Here is an 18101-nt window from a genome sequence, read left to right on the forward strand (position 1 = left end):
TTCGCAAACGCTGAGGTGCGCGGCACCATGAAAAAAGGGCCTGTGAAGGCCCTTTTTTTGGTTGCACGTCAAGCGTGCAAGCCGTGTGGTGTTACATCACTTTCGCGATGGCTTGGCACACGTAGTCGATGTTTTTGCTGTTCAACGCAGCCACGCACATGCGGCCTGTGTCGGTGCCGTACACGCCAAACTCAGAGCGCAAACGCACCATTTGGTCTTTGCTCAAGCCTGAGTAGCTGAACATGCCGATTTGGGTGGTGATGAAGCTCATGTCTTGCTTCACGCCAGCGGCTTTGAGGCCGTCAACCAGCTTTTGACGCATGGCTTTGATGCGCACGCGCATTTCGCCCAGTTCTTTTTCCCACAAAGCGCGCAGCTCTGGGTTGTTCAACACCGCAGCCACCACAGCACCGCCGTGGATGGGTGGGTTGGAGTAGTTGGTGCGAATCACGATTTTGAGCTGAGACAACACGCGGCTGCACTCTTCTTTGTCGGCGCACAACACGCTCAACGCACCCACGCGCTCGCCGTACAGGCTGAAGCTCTTGGAGAACGAGGTGGACACGAAGAAACACAGGCCAGCGTCCACAAACTTTTGAATCACAGCGCCGTCTTCGGCAATGCCATGGCCAAAGCCTTGGTAAGCCATGTCCAAGAAGGCGGTGAGGTTTTTGGCCTTGACCACGGCCACCACTTGGTCCCATTGGGCGGCGGTGATGTCGTAGCCGGTGGGGTTGTGGCAGCAAGCGTGCAACACCACCACGGTGCCAGCGGCAGCTGCGTTCAACGAAGCCAACATGCCTTCAAAGTTCACGCCGCGTTTTTCAGCATCGTAGTAAGCGTAGGTATCGACCTTGAAACCGGCGTTGGTGAACAAAGCGCGGTGGTTTTCCCAGCTGGGGTCAGAAATCAACACGGTGGCGTTGGGGCTCAAGCGCTTCAAAAAGTCAGCACCGATTTTCAAGCCGCCTGTGCCGCCAATGCCTTGCACGGTGGCCACGCGGCCAGAGGTGACGGGCTCAGAGTCAGCACCGAAGACCAAGCTTTTAACAGCAGCGTCATACGCCACGATGCCGTCGATGGGCAAGTAGCCGCGCGCCGTGGGCGTGGCCATCATGGTTTTTTCAGCGGCTTGCACGCATTGCAGCAGGGGCAGTTTGCCGTTGTCGTCGAAGTACACACCCACGCCGAGGTTGACCTTGTTGGGGTTGGTGTCGGCGTTGTATTGCTCGTTGAGGCCCAAGATGGGGTCGCGGGGTGCCATTTCGACAGCGGTAAACATTGACATCGTCAGTCCTTGATCACGGATAAAGAGAGGAGGTTAGGTAAACAAGCGCAGTCTGCGGTAGGCTTGCGTGTTCGGCCTAAATTTTAAGGGTCAACCCGCAGGGTTTTTAGAACCGTACGTTTTTTTCGAGCTATACAGTTTTTACCCATCATGTCTGACACCGCAGCAACACTTCCTGACACATTGCCAGCCGCCGTAGATGCGCCCAAGGGCACGATGGTCAGCTACCCCGGTTCGCCGTTTGAGCTGTTTCAGCCTTACCCGCCTGCAGGCGACCAGCCCACGGCCATTGCCCAGTTGATAGAGGGCGTCAACGACGGCGAGGTGTTTCAAACCCTGTTGGGTGTGACGGGCTCGGGCAAAACCTTCACCATGGCCAATGTGATCGCTCAGTTGGGGCGGCCTGCCATCATCTTTGCACCCAACAAAACCTTGGCGGCGCAGCTCTACAGCGAGTTCCGTGAGTTTTTCCCGAACAACGCGGTGGAGTACTTCGTCAGTTACTACGACTACTACCAGCCCGAGGCCTATGTGCCCCAGCGCGATTTGTTCATCGAGAAAGACAGCGCCATCAACGAGCACATCGAGCAAATGCGACTCTCGTGTACCAAGAGCATCTTGGAGCGCCGCGATGTGATCGTGGTGGCCACGGTGTCGGCCATCTACGGTATCGGTGAGCCCGAGAGCTACCACCAGATGATCATGACCCTGCGTGCTGGCGACAAAGTGGGCCAGCGTGACGCCATTGCTCAGTTGGTGCGCATGCAGTACGAGCGCAACGACCAAGATTTTTCACGCGGCAAATTCCGCGTGCGCGGCGACACGATTGATGTGTTTCCCGCCGAGCACTCTGAGCTGGCCATTCGCATCGAGTTGTTCGATGACGAGATTGAAAGCCTGCAACTGTTTGACCCCCTCACGGGCCGCATTCGCCAAAAGATTCCGCGCTTCACCATTTACCCATCTAGCCACTACGTCACACCGCGTGACCGCGTGTTGGCGGCGGTGGAGACCATCAAGGTGGAATTGGCCGAACGCTTGAAAGAGCTGGTGGGCATGAACAAGCTGGTCGAAGCCCAGCGCTTAGAGCAACGCACGCGCTTTGACTTGGAAATGCTTAGCGAAGTGGGCCACTGCAAAGGCATTGAGAACTACACGCGCCATTTGTCGGGTGCGCCTCCCGGCGCGCCACCCAGCACCTTGACCGACTACATGCCCAAAGACTCAGTGATGTTTTTGGATGAAAGCCACGTCATGATTGGCCAACTCGGCGGCATGTACAACGGTGACCGTGCGCGCAAAACCACACTGGTGGAATATGGTTTCCGTTTGCCCAGCGCCTTGGATAACCGGCCCTTGAAGCTGGATGAGTTTGAAAAGCGCATGCGCCAAGTGGTGTTTGTGTCTGCCACGCCCGCTGACTATGAAAAAACGCACGCCAGCAAAGTGGTGGAGCAGTTGGTGCGCCCCACAGGCTTGGTGGACCCCTTGGTGGAAGTGCGCCCTGCGACGCATCAAGTGGACGATGTGCTGCAAGAAATCCGCATCCGCGTGGAGCTGAACGAACGCGTGCTCATCACCACGCTGACCAAGCGCATGGCCGAGCAGCTGACCGATTACCTCACCGACAACGGCGTGAAAGTGCGCTACATCCACAGCGATGTGGACACGGTGGAGCGTGTGGAAATATTGCGCGACTTGCGCTTGGGCACGTTTGACGTGCTGGTGGGCATCAACTTGCTGCGCGAGGGTATTGACTTGCCTGAGGTGTCGTTGGTGGCCATTTTGGATGCTGACAAAGAAGGCTTCTTACGCTCTGAGCGCAGCTTGATTCAAACCATTGGCCGTGCGGCGCGTAACCTGAGTGGCAAAGCCATTTTGTACGCCGACCGCATGACCGAGTCGATGAAAAAAGCGATTGGCGAAACCGAGCGTCGACGCACCAAGCAAATCGCGCACAACTTAGAAATGGGCATCACGCCTCGCGGTGTGGTCAAGGGGATTCGCGATTTGATCGATGGCGTTTACAGCGAGAAGGCGGGCAAAGAAGCGCAAGAGCGCGAGCTGCAACGCGCCGCCATCGAAGACATGAGCGAACGCGATGTGGCCAAAGAAATCAAACGCTTAGAGAAGCTGATGATGGAACATGCCCGCAATCTCGAGTTCGAAAACGCCGCACGCGTGCGCGATCAACTGGCCGTTTTGCGCGAACAAGCTTTTGGTGGGGCAGGGCACGACAACGTGTCGGTGCTGGCGCAAAAACTTTGATTGCCAACCCTTGACTCTTGTCATCGACAAATAGGGTCATTACCGAGAGTACCCGAGCAAATCCGTGGGGATTAGGCTATACTTGACCTAATTAGTCGACAAAGCCCAACCACAGAGAGGAGCTTGCCATGCGTCTCACCACCAAAGGCCGTTTTGCGGTCACTGCCATGATTGATTTGGCCCTGCGTCAAAACACAGGCCCCGTCACCTTGGCTGCCATCAGCCAGCGCCAACAAATCTCGTTGTCTTACCTCGAACAGCTGTTTGGTAAGTTGCGTCGTCACGACTTGGTGGAGTCCACCCGTGGCCCCGGCGGCGGTTACTCGCTGGGGCGCAAAGCCGCAGACATCACCGTGGCTGACATCATTGTGTCTGTGGACGAACCGATCGACGCCACCCATTGCGGCGGCAAAGAAAACTGTTTGGGCGAAACCGGTCGTTGCATGACGCACGAGCTGTGGGCCTCACTCAACCAACGCATGGTGGAATTTTTGGACTCGGTCACCCTGCAAAAGCTGGTGGACGAGCAAATCGCCAAGGGCGTTGAGATTGAAAACAAGCCCACTTTGAAACGTGCCATCCAACCCATGCCCGTGGTCAAACCCATTCGTGTGAACGCACCTAATTCGGTGTTTGCTTTGGGCAACGCCTTCGCCAAGCCTCTTTAATTTTTACGGACCCATCATGGACATGACACCCCATTTCCCCATTTACCTCGACTACGGTGCGACCAATCCGTGCGACCCACGCGTCGTGGATGCCATGATTCCTTGGCTGCGCGAGCACTTTGGCAATCCCGCTTCCCGCAGCCATGCGTGGGGCTGGGAAGCAGAAGCCGCGGTTGAAAAAGCCCGTGAAGATGTGGCCTCGTTGATCGGTGCTGACCCCCGCGAAATCGTGTGGACTTCGGGCGCGACTGAGTCCAACAACCTCGCCATCAAAGGCGCGGCGCACTTCTACAAGTCCAAGGGCAAGCACCTCATCACCGTGAAGACAGAGCACAAAGCCGTGCTCGACACCATGCGTGAGCTGGAGCGCCAAGGGTTCGATGTGACCTACCTCGACGTGCAAGAAGACGGCATGCTGAGCATGGACGCGCTCAAAGCCGCCATTCGCCCCGACACCATTTTGATCAGCGTGATGTTCGTGAACAACGAAATCGGTGTGATCCAAGACATCGCTGGCATCGGCGCGATGTGCCGCGAAAAAGGCATCATCTTCCACGTTGACGCTGCACAAGCGACGGGCAAAGTGGAGATCGACCTGACCACCTTGCCTGTTGACTTGATGAGCTTGGCCTCTCACAAAACCTACGGCCCCAAAGGCATTGGTGCTTTGTATGTGCGCCGCAAACCTCGCGTGCGCCTCGAAGCGCAAATGCACGGTGGCGGTCATGAGCGCGGCATGCGCAGCGGCACTTTGCCAACGCACCAGTGCGTGGGCATGGGTGAAGCTTTTCGCATTGCCAAAGAAGACATGGCCAAAGACTTGGCCAAAGCCAAAGCTTTGCAACAGCGTTTGCTCGACGGCTTCAAGGATATGGAGCAAGTCTTCATCAACGGCAACATGGAGCACCGTGTGCCCCACAACTTGAACATCAGTTTCAACTACGTGGAAGGCGAGTCGCTCATCATGGGCATCAAGGGCTTGGCCGTGTCGTCGGGCTCTGCCTGCACGTCGGCCAGTTTGGAGCCCAGCTATGTGTTGCGCGCCTTGGGCCGCAGCGACGAGTTGGCGCACAGCAGCTTGCGCATGACGATTGGCCGCTTCAGCACCGAAGAAGAAATCGATTACGCCATTGAAACCATCCGCCTCAACGTGGCCAAGCTGCGTGAACTGAGCCCCTTGTGGGACATGTACAAAGAAGGCATCGACATCAGCACCATCCAATGGGCTGCTCACTAATTTAGGAGATTCACCATGGCTTATTCTGAAAAAGTGGTTGACCACTACGAAAACCCCCGCAACGTGGGCTCCTTTGACAAGGGCGACGACTCTGTGGGCACCGGCATGGTGGGCGCGCCCGCTTGCGGTGACGTGATGAAGTTGCAAATCAAGGTCAACCCCGTCACGGGCGTGATTGAAGATGCACGTTTCAAAACCTACGGTTGCGGCTCTGCCATCGCTTCCAGCTCACTCGTGACCGAGTGGGTCAAGGGTAAAACTTTGGACGAAGCAGCAGCTTTGAAAAACAGCGAAATCGCTGAAGAGCTGGCGCTGCCACCTGTGAAAATTCACTGCTCCATCTTGGCTGAAGACGCCATCAAGGCCGCTGTGGATGATTACAAAAAGAAACACGCTACCGCCTAACCCAAGAAGAACACCATGGCCATCACATTGACTGAAGCCGCGGCACGACACGTGACCCGCTACCTTGCCAAACGCGGCAAGGGCGTGGGCGTGCGCTTGGGCGTCAAGACCACGGGCTGTTCGGGCTTGGCTTACAAGCTGGAGTACGTGGACGACCAAGAACCGGAAGACGTGGTCTTTGAAGACCACGGCGTGAAGGTGTTGATCGACCCCAAGAGCTTGGCCTACATCGACGGCACGCAACTCGACTTCGTGCGCGAAGGCCTGAACGAGGGCTTCAAGTTTTTGAACCCGAACGAACGTGACCGTTGCGGTTGCGGCGAATCGTTCCGTATTTAAATCTCAATAGCTTAAAGCGGGGCGCCACGTGAACGAATCGGCCAAGCCGTTGTCGGCGCAGCTCGCGGTCAGCGACTTTGAACTCTTTGGTGTGCCCGTGCAGTTTGCACAAGATCGTGCCCAACTTGATGCACGTTGGAAAGACCTACAACGCGAAGCCCACCCCGACAAATTTGCCTCTCAAGGCACAGCCGCACAACGCGTGGCCATGCAGTGGTCGGTGCGCATCAACGAGGCGTACCAACGCCTCAAAGACCCGATGCGCCGCGCCGCCTATTTGTGCGAGCTGGGCGGTGCACCCATTCAAGCCGAGAACAACACCGCCATGCCCGCCGCATTTTTGATGCAGCACATGGAATGGCGCGAGGCCATGGATGACTCAGCAGATGTGGCCGCGCTCGAAGCCTTGTTTGACGAAGTGCAGCAAGCCCACAAGGCTGCTTTGCAGCAATGCGCCCAGCTCATTGACACCGCACACGACCTGCCCGCAGCCGCGCAGCAGGTGAGGGGGCTGATGTTCATCGAGAAGTTTTTGCGCGACATCGAAGCCCGAATTGACCAACTAGACGCCTCCTGAAAGCGACAATACACACCTATGGCGTTGTTACAAATTTCCGAACCTGGCCAAGCCCCAGACCCACACCAGCGACGCATCGCGGTGGGCATTGACTTGGGCACCACCCACTCGCTCGTCGCGGCTATGCGCAACGGCGTGGCTGAGTGCTTGCCCGATGCTGAAGGGCATGTCATCTTGCCGTCGGCGGTGCGCTACCTTGAGAGCGATGGCCGCCAAATTGGCCGCGCCGCGTTGGCTTCACAAGCCCAAGACCCACAAAACACCTTGGTGTCTGTGAAGCGCTTCATGGGGCGTGGCGTGGCCGACATTGCCAACCGCGACCAACTGCCTTATGTGTTTGTCGACAAGCCTGGCATGTTGGCCATCCAAACCCGTGTGGGTGAGAAGTCCCCGGTCGAGGTGAGTGCCGAAATTTTGGCCACTTTGCGCTTTCGCGCCGAAGACACGTTCAACGACGATTTGTACGGCGCGGTCATCACCGTGCCCGCGTACTTTGACGATGCCCAACGCCAAGCCACCAAAGACGCTGCGCAACTCGCAGGCATCAACGTGCTGCGCCTCATCAACGAACCCACCGCTGCGGCCATTGCTTACGGTTTAGACCAAGCCAGCGAAGGCGTGTACGCCGTGTACGACCTAGGCGGCGGCACGTTTGATATCTCTGTGTTGCGTTTGACACGCGGCGTGTTTGAAGTGTTGGCCACCGGTGGCGATTCCGCTTTGGGCGGCGACGATTACGACCGCGCTTTGGTCGATTGGGTGCAAGCCCAAACCGGCTGCGTCATTGCCACGCCCGCTGATAAATCGAACGTGTTGGTGGCTGCGCGTGCTTGCAAAGAAGCTTTGTCCGCGGCTGATAGCGCCACGTTTGAAGTGGCTTTGTCGAGCGGCGCATTGCGCCACACCGTCACACGCACCGAGTTTGAAGCCGCCACGGCCGCGTTGACCCAGCGCACCTTGTCTGCTGTGCGCAAAGCCTTGCGTGATGCCAAGCTCAGCAAAGACGACATCCAAGGCGTGGTCATGGTGGGCGGCTCCACCCGCATGCCGCAAGTGCAGCAATCCGTGGCTGATCTGTTGGGCTGCGCACCCCTGAACAACCTCAACCCTGACGAAGTGGTGGCACTCGGTGCCTCTATTCAAGCCAACCAACTCGCAGGCAACAACCCCGATGGTGAGTTGCTGTTGTTGGACGTGATTCCGTTGTCGCTGGGCATTGAAACCATGGGCGGGTTGGTGGAGCGCATCGTGCCGCGCAACCAAACCATTCCCACCGCGATGGCGCAAGACTTCACCACCTACCAAGACGGCCAAACCGCCTTGGCTTTGCACGTGGTGCAGGGTGAGCGTGACATGGTGTCCGACTGCCGCAGTTTGGCACGCTTTGAGTTGCGTGGCATTCCGCCCATGGCCGCAGGCGCTGCGCGCATTCGCGTGACCTTCACGGTCGATGCCGATGGCATGGTGAGCGTGGGCGCGTTAGAGCAGCTCAGCGGCGTCACAGCCAACATCACCGTCAAGCCCTCGTATGGTTTGTCGGACGACCAAATTGCCGCCATGCTGCAAGACAGCTTCAAGACCGCCGAGCAAGACATCAAAGCCCGTGCGTTGGTCGAAGCCCGTGTGGATGCTGACCGCATGTGGTTGGCCACGCAAAGTGCCTTGCAAGCCGATGGCGATTTGTTGTCTGCCGAAGACCGTGCGCGCATCGACGCGTTGATGGTGGCCACACTAGACGCCAAAAAGCTCGAAGACGCAGCTGTCATCGAAGCCATCACGGAAGCGCTGGCCAAAGGCACCGAAGCCTTCGCCGCTCAACGCATGAACCGAGGCATTCAACACGCCTTGGCCGGACAAAACATCGAGAATATCTAAATGCCCGTCATCAAAATTTTGCCCCACGCTGAACTCTGCCCTCAGGGCGCCGAGCTGCAAGCTGCCGCTGGCAGCACCATCTGCGAAGTGCTGTTGGAAAACCACATCAACATCGAGCATGCCTGCGACATGAGCTGCGCTTGCACCACCTGCCACGTCATCGTGCGCGAGGGGTTCAAGTCGCTCAACGAAGCCGATGAAAACGAAGACGACTTGCTTGACCGTGCTTGGGGCTTGGAGCCCAATTCACGTCTGAGTTGCCAAGCCATCGTGGCGCAGCAAAACTTGGTGGTGGAAATCCCCAAATACACCATCAACCACGCCAAAGAAAACCACTGACCATGCGCCAGATTTTTCTAGATACTGAAACCACCGGCCTCTCGGCCGAGAACGGTGACCGCGTCATTGAGATTGGTTGCGTCGAGCTGCTGCACCGTAAGCTCACGGGCAACAACTTGCATTTTTATTTGAACCCTGAGCGTGACAGCCACGAAGACGCCTTGCGCGTTCACGGCATCACCAACGAGTTCTTGAAAGACAAACCCAAATTCGGCGAAGTGGTGGACCAGTTTCTGGAATACATCGAAGGCGCAGAAGTCATCATCCACAACGCGCCGTTCGACATTGGCTTTTTGAACAAAGAGCTAGAGCTGCAAGGTCGCCCGCGTTTCACCACGTTTGTCGATGGCATCACCGACACCTTGGTGATGGCTAAGGAAATGTTCCCGGGCAAGCGCAACTCGCTCGATTCCTTGTGCGACCGCTTAGAAGTAGATAACTCGGGCCGTACGCTGCACGGCGCCTTGCTCGATGCCGAGCTGTTGGCCGATGTCTACATCAACATGACGCGCGGCCAAGACGCCTTGCTGATGGAAGTGGAGAGCAACGACGAACAAAGCCGCACGACAGAGCGTGTGGACCTCAGCAGCTATCAGTTACCGGTGATCGTGGCGACGGAACAAGAGATGAGTCAACACGACGATGTACTGACCCAGTTGGATAAATCCAGCGGTGGAAAAACAGTTTGGCGAAATCTACAAAATTCTGTGGCATAATCACGGTCTTTCCAGAGATGGAAAGACGGTAAAAATGGGCGATTAGCTCAGGGGTAGAGCACCACATTCACACTGTGGGGGTCGCAAGTTCGAAACTTGCATCGCCCACCATTTTTGCCGTAATGAAATCAAGCACTTAGAAGCGATTCTTAGTGCTTTTTTTACGTCTAAAAGTAGTATAGATAGACCATACTACTCTTCATAGATTTTTCGAAGTCTTTCCTTAGATTTTCGAACTATGAACCAACAACAAATCAATCTCCACGCGCAGCGTTTCAAGCTGTACTGCGCATCGCACATTCGTTGAGTGCTTGAGCCTCGGGCTAAATTTCCGTTAAGGAATTAAACGCTACGTTTGTTTTGATTTGAGTTCAGCTACTCAGCCCTACGGGCACTTTAAAAAACGCGCTGTAGGGCTTTTTTGACGCCTTTAAGGGGGCCTGAATTGGGTCCTGCACCCGTAAAAATTTGGGCTACGAAAAATTTAGGTGAAGTACTTTTCAAATCAAGCTGGTGATTTTTACTCGGTACCCACGGCTTTAGCTTCTATTTTGCTTGGCCCAATTCCCAAGGCCGTGGTCTACGCTTACTCTGCAACTCGCCAATATTCATCTCGCCTTGTAGTGGGGCAGCATAGAAGCGATCAATCATCTCGGGACTTGTTCGCGCGTTTCTTGCCAGTGTCAGTGTGTCCACAGCTCGACCAAACATCAATCGGAACATGATGCTGCTGTGACGCAGGCTGTACAGACTTCGAGGCTCGCCAACGTTACTAACTTTCATCCCTGTGACATCAAGCACGATGTCGAATTGACGGCCTAGCGATTTGATTGCGTTGTCACGTGACTTTGCCTGCGTCATGAATACATAGTCTTCAGGGTGAATAGCGGACTGGTCAAAGCAGGCTTTGACATAGAAGCTACTTCAAGCAAACGAGCTACTTTGAAGTTGCCCGCCAAAGCCAATTAAACACATTGATGTTCAACAAGCCGGCCTTAGCGTCGGCTTTCTTTTGGCTATCTGGGTTTGATTGGTTGAATTGGTTTGATCGTGTTCGATTTAGGTTTGAGTAGTTGACTCAAAGCCTTTTGTGCGCGTTGTGCCTTTTGTCTTTGACGTTCAACTTTCAACGCATTATTTGCACGTTTGCTTGAGGCTTTCAATTGATCGAGTCTCAGTTGCTCTGGTGATTTTGGTTTGGCAAGCTCAAATATTCGCATGCATTTATTTATGGCAACGGATAAATAAATGTAGGAAAAGGAGACGTTATGCCGTTCACGCATGTTTGATCAGAGACCTAACTTCGCCCAAGCCTCTTTCTTCGTCAGCTTGCGTGCAGCCGCAATTGATGGGAGTTGGCTCGTACGAGGCCGCGATTTCTCCGCTTCCCAGTGATAGACCGATTGCGCTGAAACGCCAATCAACTTTCCCATCTGTTCTGCGGATAAATCCAGCTTCTTGCGAAGGGTTGCAAAACCACTAGCTCGAAAGCGAAGGGGGGTTGATGATTCTTTGTCAACTTTTAGCACAGGCTTTAGTTGACCCTTTGAAAGCTTTTTCACAGTTGCTTCAAGCGCAACGATGTGCCGCTTCAACGCAGCAATATCCGATCGGTACTGCGCAGATGCTTTCTTGAGTTGCTGGGTCTCGGCACGAATTTCTTTCTTGGCAATACGAGCGATTTCAGATTTGAGTTGATTAACAAAAGTAGTCATTTGTAATGTTTATTCAGCTAGAAGAGGTGAGTGAGTTCGAGTATTTTCAGCGACATCAGTGATTGCTGCAACTTGTCAAAGTTGATCAGTTTTGAACATGAATTCTTATAGACACACATTAAACCAATACGTGTTAAAGTAATTCATCAATTACTTAATTAATGAGGGGTGACTTTTGCGACCTAAGCTTAAAACTGAAGATCGGCAAGCCGAGTTAGTAGCCGCTGCTTTGCTTTTGGCTGCAACTAAGAGTCCCAGTGAAATTACTACAGGTGACTTGGCAAATGTCATTGGAATCACTCAAGGCGGTGTGTTTAAGCACTTTGACAGTAAAGAGGCCATCTGGCTTGCTGCAATTGAGTGGGCGCATCAAGATCTAATGAAAAAATTGATGCTGGAAGCCAAAGTAAGAAATCAAACGGCCTTTAAGTCCCTAAGAGCTGTGTTCATGGCTCATATCGGCTTTGTTCAGCAATATCCAGGCGTTCCTAGGTTGATCTTTCAGGAGCTTCAGCATCCCGAGCAGACCCTGCTTAAAGAGAGGGTTCAGCTGCTTATGGCTGACTACCGGCAATTGATTTCTGGACTCCTGGCACAAGCTCGCAAGGATGCTGAGATTTCACCTGAAGCTGATTTGCAAGCAGCTGTGGTTCTGTTTATTGGCGCAATCCAAGGCCTGGTGATGCAGTCACTAATTACTGGCAGTCTCGAAAAGATAAAACAGCAAGCAAAAACAGTGTTCAGCATTTATGAGGCGGGACTTCTTGCTTCTTCCGTGAAAAAAGCAGGTACGTCCAAATGAAAATTCCAAAATTAAGCAAGCAACAGGTCGTAATGGTTGCAGCAACTGGTCTAGTGCTAATCACGATTGGTTTCATGGCTTTTCGCATGGGACCGTTAGCACCAACAAAAGTTACTGTCATCCAAGTTAAAAAAGAGAGCCTAACCCCCTCTGTGTTTGGAATCGGCAGTGTGGAGGCTCGTCAAAGTTGGCTTATGGGGCCAACCGTAGCTGGTCGTGTGTTGCGAGTACACGTGGATGTGGGTCAGGCGGTAAAAGCAGGTCAGTTGCTGGCAGAAATGGACCCAGTCGATCTAGACCAACGCTTGAATGCACAAGAAGCTGCTTTATCGAAAGCATCTAGCGTGGAGATAGCTGGTAAAGCTCAAGTCGCTGACACCAAGGCAAGACGAGAACTTGCGAACGCAAATTTGAAGCGTTATGAAGAATTAGCAAAGCAAAATTTCATCAGTTCTGCGGCTTTAGAGGGACGAGATCAAGAGCTGCAATCTGCGGATGCGGCGTATCAAGCTGCTCAAGCTAACCTGCAAGCCGCTAAGCAAGAAACCCTGCGTTTGCAGGCTGAACGAACTGCGGTTGCTTTGCAAAAGCAAAACACCAAATTGGTAGCACCAGCTGATGCCGTCGTAATTAGCAGAGATGCTGAATCGGGCAGCACGGTTGTCGCTGGGCAACCTGTTCTTAGGTTGGCTAATCCATCCAGTTTATGGATCAAGTTGCGTGTAGACCAAGGGCGATCATCTGGTCTTGAAGTTGGGTTGCCTGCGCAGATCGTACTGAGATCTAGTCCTCAACACTCGCTCCTAGGTAAGGTTGAACGGGTGGAACTACAAGCTGACGCTGTAACTGAAGAGCGAATTGCTCAGGTTGCCTTTGAGCAAATGCCGCCATCTTTATCTATTGGTGAAATGGCTGAAGTCACACTTAACTTAAAGGAAGCAACGGACGCCTTAGCCATACCGCAAGCCAGTGTGCAAACTTATCAAGGTCGTTCAGGTGTCTGGCGAGTCATTGATGGCCGACTTGAGTTTGTGCAAGTCCAATGGGGCGCTGCCAGCCTTGATGGTCGAGTTCAGGCAATTCAAGGGCTGGCTTCAGGTGACACCGTGGTTGTTTATAGCGAAAAGGCACTGTCTGAAGGTGCCAACTTTCGTGTGGTGGATGCTTTAGCTAAAAAGATTAAGCCATGATTAATCTCGCTGCACGCGACATTCAACACAGCTGGGCTAAGTTTGTTTTAACAGGCCTAGGTCTAGGCTTGCTGATTGGCGTCACGCTAACAATGGCTGGTGTATTTCGTGGCATGGTTGATGATGCGCAGGCGCTGCTCAACAACAGCGGCGCTGATTTATGGGTAGTTCAAAAAGACACCCAAGGCCCATATGCAGAAGCCTCAAGTCTCAAAGACGATGTGGTTCGAAGCATCACGGGAATGCCGGGTGTCGACATGGCGTCCAACATCACTTACTTCACCATGCAGGTTAAAACTGTTGGCGGTAAAGAGGCGAGAGCTATGGTTGTTGGTATCGAGCCGGGAGCTAAGGGGTTACCGGGGCAACCCAGCTATTTGTTAGCTGGGCGTCACCTCATGCTTAGCCACTACGAGGCGGTTGCCGACATTAAAAGTGGTTTGTCTATAGGTGACAAAGTTGAGATCCGACGCCACACCTATGAGGTAGTTGGACTGACACGTCGCATGGTGTCATCGGGCGGGGACCCAATGGTCTTCATTCCACTTAAGGATGCGCAAGAAGCGCAGTTCCTCAAAGACAACGAGGCAATCGTGAACGACCGCGTGCGAACTGCCGTAAATGGTGCGTTCAATAGGCCAGCAGTACCCGGTTTGCTAGAAGCTGTACAAAACTTACAAACCAGTAGTCGTAATGTCAATGCGGTCTTAGTGCGAGTGTCAGATGGGTGGTCTGCCGATCATGTAGCTGAACCTATTCGCCGCTGGAAGCATCTGACCGTATTCACTCGCGCAGACATGGAAGAAATCCTGATTGAAAAATTGATTGCAACATCAGCCAAACAAATTGGTATGTTTTTAGTCATCCTTGCTGTTGTGAGTGCCGCAATCGTGGCTTTCATCATCTACACGATGACACTTGGGAAGATTCGAGAGATTGCTGTTCTGAAATTGATCGGTACACATAACGTCACCATCGCGGCCATGATTTTGCAGCAAGCATTGGGTTTAGGTGTGATTGGATTTGTGGTGGGCAAAGTTGCTGCCACGATTTGGGCGCCAGTATTTCCTAAGTTTGTTTTGCTTCTGACGCAAGATGCGATTGTGGGTTTTGGGGCCACGATGCTAATCTGCGCATTGGCTAGCACGATGGCTATTCGTGTTGCCTTACTTGTTGATCCGGCTCAGGCCATCAGTTGAGGTGTACGAAATGACATACAAAACCGGTGGCATCCTTATTGAAAACCTACGCAAAGTCTATGGGCATGGAGACACTGCGGTCGAGGCTTTGAAGAACGTCAACATGCAAGTTTCAGCGGGTGAGGTGGTTGGACTTGTTGGCCCTTCTGGCTCAGGTAAAAGTACGCTTCTCAAATGCTTGGGGGCCATCATTGAGCCCACGTCGGGGCGAATGACTTTAGGCGATGAAGTTATCTATGACAACGGATGGAAGATTCCAGATTTACGAACCTTGCGACGCGATCGTATTGGTTTTGTGTTCCAAGCGCCTTATCTGATTCCTTTTTTGGACGTGACAGATAACGTTGCTTTGTTGCCAATGTTGGCTGGTGTTCCCAATGAACTTGCAAGGCAACGGGCGCTTGAGTTGTTGACATCTTTAGATGTGTTGCACCGCGCAAAGGCTGAACCATCTCAGCTATCTGGTGGTGAGCAGCAACGAGTGTCTATTGCTCGTGCGTTGGCAAACAAACCGCCTGTAATTCTGGCTGATGAGCCTACAGCACCTCTTGATAGCGAGCGTGCTCTTTCTGTGATTCGAATTCTGAATGACATGGCCCGTCTCGCACAGACAGCCATCATCGTCGTAACACACGATGAAAAGATCATCCCAACCTTCAAACGCATCTATCACATTCGTGATGGACAGACGGTTGAGGAAAAAGGTGAGGGACGCTCTCTTCAATAATTTTAGAGAGCATAGTTTTATTTTTAATTGGAGTGAAAAATGACCGTCAATAAACTAATCAGCATCATGGCAGGCTTCATGGTGACCCTGGGTTTAGCCCTTGCTCATTTAAATGGACAAGTTGATCTGAGTTCGCCTAGCTGGTTGTGGCTTTGCGCATTTGTTGGATTGAATTTGTTTCAATCTGGATTTACAGGCTTTTGTCCAGCTGGGAAGATATTTAAGGCACTAGGAATTAAAGAGGATGGAAATTCCTGCTGCGTTTAATCAGCACATCATCGGCCAGTTTTGCTACTGCCCCATTGGTCCATGATGCGTTGGTCGCGCGCCATTTCGGCTTCCAATGTGTCTTTGGGTAACTGTCGCAGGCACTCTTCCATGGCCTGAGCGTCAAGCTTAGGCTCTGTGGGGGCGGGCTGAGCTTTCACCTGCTCAGATTTGCCATCCCAAGCAAACGGATTTTTAAAAGCAGGCGTGTCTGGCAGGCAGTCGTCTTTGTAGGTTGGTGGGCCGTCTGATGCAAAAGGGGAAAACGAAATTGTTTTCTCAAAAATCAAAGGTTTGCCTGTAGGAGTAGGAGGCAATGCTGGCATGTTTTGGATGGCTTTACGAGCCAGTTTTTCAGCATGTGCTGAGGTACTCCATAGCGTGTCGAGTTTTGCCAATGTGCCGTTTGGCGCTATCTCGATGCGAAAGCGCACTTCACCTTGATCAGGTCCCTCAATAGCTGTGCCCATCATGCTGCGAACTTGCTGGCCCCAGCTATGGCGATAGCCTTTGCTGTTTTTATTTGTGTACTTGGAAGCAAATGTCCATTCTTCAGCGGTGGGTGCAGAGGGTGCAGCCATAGTCGCGGGTAGCTTTTCTGAAATTGCTTGGGTGATTGCTGCCTCCTGCTTTGTGATGGACCGATCACGCGAAGGTTCAATTTCGGGCTGTAGTTCTGTCTTGATGAAAAAGAACTCAACCTCTTGATCAGGCGTTTTAGTTGGTTGCCGAAGTGTCAATAAATGTTGGCTCGCGCTAATCGCGACCACTGGCATTCCCCCAAATCAGTAGACAAATATGATGTCAAAACTGAAATGGAGAATTGCAAATGCAACGAGCGAAATATGCCCCTGAGTTCAAAGACGAGGCAGTCAAACAAGTCATCGATAAAGGCCACTCGGTTGTCGATGTAGCCAAGCGACTAGGCATTGCTGAAGGTGTTCTGTACACGTGGGTCAGTAAGTTCAAAAAGGCTGATGAACCATCTACCAACGATCTAAAGGTGCTGCAAGCCGAGATGGCCAAGCTCAAGGCTGAGCTAAGACGCACTACCGAGGAGCGCGATATCCTAAAAAAGGCCGCCGCGTACTTTGCAAAGCAGTCCGGGTGAAGTACGCATTTATTCAAGCCCACCGATCCGAATTCAAACTCACCAGCATGTGCCGCGTTCTCAAAGTTCACCGCAGCGGCTACTACGCTTGGCTGCATGAGCCGCTCTCAGCAAGGGCAAGAGCCAATGAGGTGTTGACGGCAAAGATCAAAGAGTTCTACGACCAGAGCATGGGCATCTACGGCAGTCCGCGCATCTTCTGTGACCTGCGTGAAGCTGGCGTGGCTTGTAGCGAAAACCGTGTGGCGCGGCTGATGCGTGTGGCTCAAATCAAATCAGTTCGAGGCTACAAACGCCCTAGGTACAAAGTGGGCAAGCCTTCATTGGTTGCGCCCAACCAGTTGCAGCGCCAGTTCCAACACGACGAACCCGACCAAGCTTGGGTGACGGACATCACGTATATCCGCACACATGAAGGGTGGCTGTATTTGGCGGCTGTACTAGATTTGCATTCGCGTGCGGTGGTGGGATGGAGTATGGGCCCACGCATGCAGACGAGCTTGGTGCTGGATGCATTGACGATGGCGGTGTGGCGCAGAAGGCCAAAGGACTCAGTGATCATCCATTCTGACCAGGGTAGCCAATTTGGCAGCGATGAGTTCAACCGCTGGTGCAAAGACAACCGACTGAGCCCGAGCATGAGCCGTCGAGGCAACTGCTGGGATAACGCGGTTGCTGAATCGTTCTTCAGTAATTTGAAGAGCGAACAAATCAAGAAGCGGATTTACCAAACTCGGGCTGAAGCTAAGTCGGACATCTTCGATTACATCGAGGGTTTCTACAATCGAGTTCGACGCCATAAGCACCTCGATCAACTCAGCCCCTATGAGTTCGAGCGGCAGCGTCAAACTGCGCTATGAAAAGTGTCTAGAGGTTTGGGGGAATGCCACAAGGCTTCAGGAATGATGATTGACTCTTCAAGAAGTAGATGTTCACTGTAAAAGTCTACAAATTTCAAAGTTGCTTCTTCGAAGGCTTGACGACGTGATTCCCCTAATATTTCCCAACCCAGCAGCAGGTGTTGAAGCTCACGCACCGAGGCTTCCCCTTTTTCATGATCCATTTCTAACTGTTCTATCAGTTCGGCGCATTGCGGTGATCTTTGTGCCACAGGTGGAAACAAGAAAGCCGTTTCTTTGGGGTGGTGCTGCTTTTCAGGTACTTCATCAATATAAAACAGCATGGCGCGCATCACATCGAAGAAGATTTCTGGCTCATTTTGCGGTCCGCGTCTGATCATCATGCGTAACGATTTCAAAATGGCAGAGATTGAAGAGTGCTCGTCATAAATGACTTGTATGCAGGCATGTCCCATTTTTTTTCCTAGTTATAAAACTACTATTTTTTAGTCAATTGAAATGGATGGTGTTGACGCATG

19 protein-coding genes and 1 tRNA gene are annotated in these 18101 nt (G+C 52.9%); 16 read left to right on the plus strand and 4 right to left on the minus strand.

Annotated features, from left to right (window positions below):
- Positions 1-91: 91 nt before the first annotated feature.
- Positions 92-1288, minus strand: a complete 1197-nt coding sequence (locus B9Z44_RS12545) for an amino acid aminotransferase (RefSeq protein ID WP_108402590.1) — start codon at positions 1286-1288, stop codon at positions 92-94.
- Positions 1289-1504: 216 nt separating this feature from the next.
- Between B9Z44_RS12545 and uvrB the strand changes: the two genes are divergently transcribed.
- The 10 genes from uvrB (at position 1505) to B9Z44_RS12595 (ending at position 9823) form a co-directional block, all read left to right on the plus strand.
- Positions 1505-3556 (plus strand): excinuclease ABC subunit UvrB, encoded by a 2052-nt coding sequence (uvrB, locus tag B9Z44_RS12550; protein ID WP_146180627.1) that lies wholly within the window; start codon positions 1505-1507, stop codon positions 3554-3556.
- Between the two features lie 128 nt (positions 3557-3684).
- Positions 3685-4224 carry a Fe-S cluster assembly transcriptional regulator IscR gene (gene iscR, locus B9Z44_RS12555; RefSeq protein ID WP_108358925.1) on the plus strand — a complete coding sequence of 180 codons (540 nt, stop codon included), beginning with the start codon at positions 3685-3687 and terminating at the stop codon, positions 4222-4224.
- A 16-nt stretch (positions 4225-4240) separates the two neighbouring features.
- Positions 4241-5461 (plus strand): IscS subfamily cysteine desulfurase, encoded by a 1221-nt coding sequence (locus tag B9Z44_RS12560; RefSeq protein WP_108358924.1) that lies wholly within the window; start codon positions 4241-4243, stop codon positions 5459-5461.
- Between the two features lie 15 nt (positions 5462-5476).
- Complete coding sequence (gene iscU / locus B9Z44_RS12565) at positions 5477-5866, plus strand: Fe-S cluster assembly scaffold IscU (RefSeq protein WP_104800239.1); 390 nt, start codon at positions 5477-5479, stop codon at positions 5864-5866.
- A gap of 15 nt (positions 5867-5881) precedes the next feature.
- A complete protein-coding gene (iscA, locus tag B9Z44_RS12570; protein WP_108402592.1) occupies positions 5882-6205 on the plus strand; it encodes an iron-sulfur cluster assembly protein IscA in 324 nt (107 codons plus the stop codon).
- Between the two features lie 28 nt (positions 6206-6233).
- Positions 6234-6782 carry a Fe-S protein assembly co-chaperone HscB gene (gene hscB / locus B9Z44_RS12575; protein ID WP_245912817.1) on the plus strand — a complete coding sequence of 183 codons (549 nt, stop codon included), beginning with the start codon at positions 6234-6236 and terminating at the stop codon, positions 6780-6782.
- 18 nt (positions 6783-6800) lie between these two features.
- Positions 6801-8657 carry a Fe-S protein assembly chaperone HscA gene (gene hscA / locus B9Z44_RS12580; protein ID WP_108402593.1) on the plus strand — a complete coding sequence of 619 codons (1857 nt, stop codon included), beginning with the start codon at positions 6801-6803 and terminating at the stop codon, positions 8655-8657.
- On the plus strand, positions 8658-8996 hold the full coding sequence (gene fdx / locus B9Z44_RS12585) for an ISC system 2Fe-2S type ferredoxin (RefSeq protein WP_108358922.1): 339 nt from the start codon (positions 8658-8660) through the stop codon (positions 8994-8996).
- 2 nt (positions 8997-8998) lie between these two features.
- Positions 8999-9712 carry a DNA polymerase III subunit epsilon gene (gene dnaQ / locus B9Z44_RS12590; RefSeq protein ID WP_108402594.1) on the plus strand — a complete coding sequence of 238 codons (714 nt, stop codon included), beginning with the start codon at positions 8999-9001 and terminating at the stop codon, positions 9710-9712.
- Positions 9713-9748: 36 nt separating this feature from the next.
- A tRNA-Val gene (locus B9Z44_RS12595) sits at positions 9749-9823 on the plus strand.
- 1178 nt (positions 9824-11001) lie between these two features.
- On the opposite strand, the gene B9Z44_RS12605 is transcribed toward B9Z44_RS12595, so the two are convergent.
- Positions 11002-11427 (minus strand): helix-turn-helix transcriptional regulator, encoded by a 426-nt coding sequence (locus B9Z44_RS12605; protein ID WP_108358919.1) that lies wholly within the window; start codon positions 11425-11427, stop codon positions 11002-11004.
- Positions 11428-11602: 175 nt separating this feature from the next.
- Between B9Z44_RS12605 and B9Z44_RS12610 the strand changes: the two genes are divergently transcribed.
- From B9Z44_RS12610 to B9Z44_RS12630, 5 genes are read left to right on the plus strand one after another with little or no spacing between them, the layout of a single operon-like run.
- Complete coding sequence (locus B9Z44_RS12610) at positions 11603-12229, plus strand: TetR/AcrR family transcriptional regulator (protein WP_108358918.1); 627 nt, start codon at positions 11603-11605, stop codon at positions 12227-12229.
- Positions 12226-13419: an efflux RND transporter periplasmic adaptor subunit gene (locus B9Z44_RS12615; protein ID WP_108402595.1), complete on the plus strand. Its 1194-nt coding sequence runs from the start codon at positions 12226-12228 to the stop codon at positions 13417-13419. The genes B9Z44_RS12610 and B9Z44_RS12615 overlap by 4 nt, the downstream gene beginning before the upstream one ends.
- Positions 13416-14618, plus strand: a complete 1203-nt coding sequence (locus B9Z44_RS12620) for an ABC transporter permease (RefSeq protein WP_104801411.1) — start codon at positions 13416-13418, stop codon at positions 14616-14618. The genes B9Z44_RS12615 and B9Z44_RS12620 overlap by 4 nt, the downstream gene beginning before the upstream one ends.
- Before the next feature lie 10 nt (positions 14619-14628).
- Positions 14629-15345, plus strand: coding sequence for an ABC transporter ATP-binding protein (locus tag B9Z44_RS12625; protein ID WP_108402916.1), 717 nt, complete (start codon positions 14629-14631; stop codon positions 15343-15345).
- A gap of 39 nt (positions 15346-15384) precedes the next feature.
- Complete coding sequence (locus B9Z44_RS12630; protein WP_108360041.1) at positions 15385-15612, plus strand: YgaP family membrane protein; 228 nt, start codon at positions 15385-15387, stop codon at positions 15610-15612.
- A gap of 8 nt (positions 15613-15620) precedes the next feature.
- On the opposite strand, the gene B9Z44_RS12635 is transcribed toward B9Z44_RS12630, so the two are convergent.
- Positions 15621-16193 carry an energy transducer TonB gene (locus tag B9Z44_RS12635; RefSeq protein ID WP_245912818.1) on the minus strand — a complete coding sequence of 191 codons (573 nt, stop codon included), beginning with the start codon at positions 16191-16193 and terminating at the stop codon, positions 15621-15623.
- A gap of 248 nt (positions 16194-16441) precedes the next feature.
- Between B9Z44_RS12635 and B9Z44_RS12640 the strand changes: the two genes are divergently transcribed.
- Positions 16442-17583 (plus strand): IS3 family transposase gene (locus tag B9Z44_RS12640; RefSeq protein ID WP_211308669.1). Its coding sequence is split into 2 segments (ribosomal slippage): positions 16442-16688 and positions 16688-17583, totalling 1143 coding nucleotides; the frame shifts between segments, so codons are not numbered across the junction.
- Here the strand turns inward: B9Z44_RS12640 and B9Z44_RS12645 are convergent.
- The gene (locus B9Z44_RS12645) at positions 17568-18038 is read right to left on the minus strand and encodes a hemerythrin domain-containing protein (RefSeq protein ID WP_108402597.1); all 471 of its coding nucleotides are present in this window, start codon (positions 18036-18038) and stop codon (positions 17568-17570) included. The two genes, B9Z44_RS12640 and B9Z44_RS12645, sit on opposite strands and share 16 nt — an antisense overlap.
- Positions 18039-18101: the final 63 nt, after the last annotated feature.

The sequence above is a fragment of the Limnohabitans curvus genome, assembly GCF_003063475.1.
Classification (GTDB): domain Bacteria; phylum Pseudomonadota; class Gammaproteobacteria; order Burkholderiales; family Burkholderiaceae_C; genus Limnohabitans; species Limnohabitans curvus.